The sequence below is a fragment of the Falsiroseomonas oryzae genome (assembly GCF_027856955.1).
In the GTDB taxonomy this organism is placed as follows: domain Bacteria; phylum Pseudomonadota; class Alphaproteobacteria; order Acetobacterales; family Acetobacteraceae; genus Falsiroseomonas; species Falsiroseomonas oryzae.
The window spans coordinates 1-3,408 of record NZ_JAPSMD010000509.1; the positions used below are offsets into that span (position 1 = coordinate 1).

Below are 3,408 nucleotides of genomic sequence, written 5' to 3' on the forward strand. Positions count from 1 at the left end.
GGCGGCCTCCGGCGCGCCGGCGGGAACGGGCGCGGCCGCGGCCTGGGCCCCCTGCGGCATGGCATGGGAGAGCGTCTCGCCGGCCTGGCGCAGGTTGGCGGTCAGCGCGTCGGTCTTCTCCTTCGAGCCCTGGCTGCTGCCGTAATAGTAGCTGACCACCTGGGAGGCGACGCCGTTGATGAAGCCGACCGCCGTGCCCACCAGCCCGAAGACGGCAGTGAGCAGGCCCTGGTTGGCGGCCGGGATCCTGTTCGCGAAGACGACGAGCGCGAAGGCGCCGAGGATGACCAGGCCGAGCGAAACCAGCGCGATCCAGATGATGCGCTTGCCGAGGCCGAGGACGTCCGCGGCGATGCCCGTGCCGCTCTGGAAGCTCCGGATGCCTTCGAGGTTGCGCACCTCGAGCTCCGCGAACTTCAGGTTGTTCTCCATCTCGTAGCGCTTGAGATCCGCTTCGGCCTTCTGCAGGTCGCGGATGATCTCGGGGTTGGTGGCGTTGCGCGTCAGCGCCTCGGTCAGCGCCTCCGGCGTCGCGCGGGGCGCCGGTGGCGCCGTCCCGGGCGGCGCGTTCGGATCGGGCTCCGCCTCGCCGCCGGGCAGGTATCTGCGCATCGCGACGGAGGCGACGGCGGAGGCGATGAAGTTGAAGGGCGGCGGCAGCGCGAGCGCCGCCAGCAGGGTCGGGGCCGAGGAGCGGAGCAGTCCTGCGACCAGCGGTGGCACGGCCATGACGCGTTCCCCTCTCTTGCAACGGGAACGCTAGGAAGAAATGCTTTTCGAGGTCAAGAAGTTTCCGGGGGCGCCCTCATTGCGGCATCGCCTGGCTCAGCCGCCCGCCCTGGCGCAAGGGGGCCACGCGCCGGGCCAGGCCGGAGGCGTCGTCAGTCTCCACGAACAGGCCGCAGATCGTGGCCTCGCCCTCGGCCGGCGCCAGCCGCTCGCCTGGCACCTTCCTCCAGAAACGCAGGCTCGCGGTCCCCTTCTCCATGCCGATCACGCTGTCGTAGTCGCCGCACATCCCGGCATCGGTCTGATAGGCGGTGCCGCCTGGCAGGATCTGGTGGTCGGCGCTCGGCACATGGGTGTGGGTGCCGATCACCAGGCTCAGCCGACCGTCGAAGCTGTGCGCCATGGCCAGCTTCTCGCTGCTCGCCTCCGCATGGATGTCGAGCAGCATCGCCGCCACGGTGCCGCCCTGCCCCATGCGCTGCGCGGCGATGGCCTGCTGCACGCCGCGGAAGGGATCGTCCAGAGGGTCCATGAACAGGCGGCCCATGGCGTTCATCACCAGCACGCGACGGCCGTCCCGGGTCTCGATGACCTGGGCGCCACGGCCCGGCGTGCCCGGCGGGTAGTTGAGCGGGCGCAGCAGCCGCGGCTCCTGCTCGATATAGGGAATGATCTCCTTGCGATCCCAGGCGTGGTTGCCGAGCGTGATGGCGTCCGCTCCCGCGGCGAGGAGGGCGCGCGCCATCTCGGGCGCCAGGCCGAAGCCGTGCGAGGCGTTCTCCGCATTCACCACGACGAGGTCGAGCGCGAGGTCGCGCCGCAGCCCCGGCAGGGCGGCCACGACCGCGTCGCGGCCGCTGCGCCCGACCAGGTCGCCGAGGAAGAGGATGCGCAAGGTGCGGGTCAGCCTTCCGGGATGATCAGCCCCGCCTCGGTGGCGATGGCGTCGAGGCGGGCGTCGTCGGGCCCGGCGGGCACTTCGTCAAGTTCCTGGCACGCATAGGCGCAGCCGATGGTGGTGGCACCGGGCAGCGCGGAGAGGGTGCGGTCGTAGTAGCCGCCTCCGTAGCCCAGCCGGCGGCCGGCGCGGTCGAAGGCCAGGAGCGGCACCAGCAGCCAGTCCGGCGTGAGCGGCTCCGCCTCCGGCCCGGGCTGGCTGGTGCCCATCGGGCCGCGGGCCAGGACGTCACCGGGGGTCCAGCGCCGGAAGGCCAGAGGGTTGCCGCGCTTCGGCGTGACCGGCAGCGCGATGGCGTGGCCGCGGGCGTGCAAGGCCAGCAGCAGCGGCCGGATGTCGATCTCCGGCCCCATCGGCCAGAAGCCGGACACGACGGCGCCGGGCGGCGGGGGCATCTCGCGCAGGACTATGGTGGCGAGGGCGTGGCCGAGCACCGGATCCTGCGCCGCGCGCCGGGCCAGCGCCACCTGCCGGGCCTCGGCCTTCAGTTCGGTAAGCAGGACGGGACAGAACTGCATGGCGGAGAGACCTTCACCCCCCGGAGGATGCGGCCCGAAGGGCCGCCGCGCGCAGGGCGCCCTGTCAGCCGGCGCAACATCGCGTCGGCGCGAAAGCCAAGCGCCCGGATGGGCGCGCCGGCGCCTGAGGTAGGAATAAGCGCGAAGCCGCCATGGCCGTGGGCGGGACAACCCTCCTGAGACCTGCTGTTGCAGGTGGGCGCCAGGTATCCGGACCACGATCCGGACAGAGCCAGCTCCCGGAGGATGCTCATTGGCCCCGGGGGTTGAGATGCCTCACGCGCCGGGCAGCCTCGCCCGTGTCAGTTAGGCGCGGTCGAGGTTCTGGGCAATGCCCTCGATGCGGTCGGCGATGCGGGCGAGCCGCTCTCCCAGCTTCGGATCCTGCGCGGCCTCCGCGGCGGGTTGCCCGCTGCGGGCCTGCGCCACGGCCACCTTCAGGTCGTGCACCTCATCGGCCAGCAGCAGCGCGGCGAGCAGCAGCAGCCGGCTCTCGCCGAATTGCCCGCCCATCGCCTTGATGGAGCTGACCCGCTTGTCCACCTCGGCGGCCAGCGCAACGAGATGCGCCTCCTGCCCGTCCTCGCAGGAGACGGGATGGCTGTAGCCGCCGACGCGAACGGTGACCTGCCCCATGCGCTACGCATCCTCCCCCAGCGCGGAGCGGAGCCGCGCGATGGTCTCGTCAAGCCGGTCGGCGATGGCCTGCACCTGGGCGCGGGAGACGCCCTCGCCCACCGGTCCGCGGGGCCGCGCGGCGGCGATCGCCAGCCGCTCCACCGCAGCTTCCAGCCGGGCAAGCGCCTGGCCGGTGTCCATCGTTCCGGCGGGGGCGGCCTTGCCACCCGATGCGCGTGCGCCCGACACCTGTTCGTCCCCAGCCCCGGATGGGTCCCCGGCCAGGATGCCGGGGAACCGGCGGTCCGAGCCGCGCCATTCCCCTGGCTTGCCGCGGCCTTCGCCACCCGTCATCACGCTTTGCATGTGCGAAGCAGGCGGTCAACGGGCGGTCACGCCCAGCGCCCGGGCGGTTGTGGTGCGCAGCACGGCGGAGGCGGCTGCCGTGCTTCGCCTGGCTGCGGGAGCCGCGCCGCCCCTGCTGCTCTCGGCGCCTGGCGCCGCCGGCGCGCTGGGGCCAAAGCCGTGGCGCGCCCTCATCGCCCGGGCGGCCGCCGAGGTCCCCGGCACGTCCTTCGCCGATGC

At 72.9% G+C, this 3,408-nt stretch carries 5 protein-coding genes and 1 other RNA gene; all 6 read right to left on the reverse strand.

Annotated elements, in window-relative coordinates:
• On the reverse strand, positions 1-729 hold a 729-nt coding region (locus OZN99_RS27915), incomplete at its 3' end, for a hypothetical protein (RefSeq protein WP_270938489.1).
• Positions 730-805: 76 nt separating this feature from the next.
• Entirely contained in the window at positions 806-1,624 is an 819-nt protein-coding gene (locus OZN99_RS27920) for a TIGR00282 family metallophosphoesterase (protein WP_270938490.1), read from the reverse strand.
• An 8-nt stretch (positions 1,625-1,632) separates the two neighbouring features.
• Entirely contained in the window at positions 1,633-2,205 is a 573-nt protein-coding gene (locus OZN99_RS27925; RefSeq protein WP_270938491.1) for a 5-formyltetrahydrofolate cyclo-ligase, read from the reverse strand.
• Between the two features lie 140 nt (positions 2,206-2,345).
• Positions 2,346-2,502, reverse strand: a non-coding RNA gene (gene ssrS, locus OZN99_RS27930) — 6S RNA.
• A 9-nt stretch (positions 2,503-2,511) separates the two neighbouring features.
• Complete coding sequence (locus tag OZN99_RS27935; protein WP_270938492.1) at positions 2,512-2,841, reverse strand: cell division protein ZapA; 330 nt, start codon at positions 2,839-2,841, stop codon at positions 2,512-2,514.
• A gap of 3 nt (positions 2,842-2,844) precedes the next feature.
• Complete coding sequence (locus tag OZN99_RS27940; RefSeq protein ID WP_270938493.1) at positions 2,845-3,072, reverse strand: hypothetical protein; 228 nt, start codon at positions 3,070-3,072, stop codon at positions 2,845-2,847.
• Positions 3,073-3,408 lie beyond the last annotated feature (336 nt).

Excerpts from the sequence above, each read along its gene's own strand:
- OZN99_RS27925 (WP_270938491.1), bottom strand. The coding sequence starts at position 2,205 with ATGCAGTTCTGTCCCGTCCTGCTTACCGAACTGAAGGCCGAGGCCCGG.
- OZN99_RS27935 (WP_270938492.1), bottom strand. The coding sequence starts at position 2,841 with ATGGGGCAGGTCACCGTTCGCGTCGGCGGCTACAGCCATCCCGTCTCC.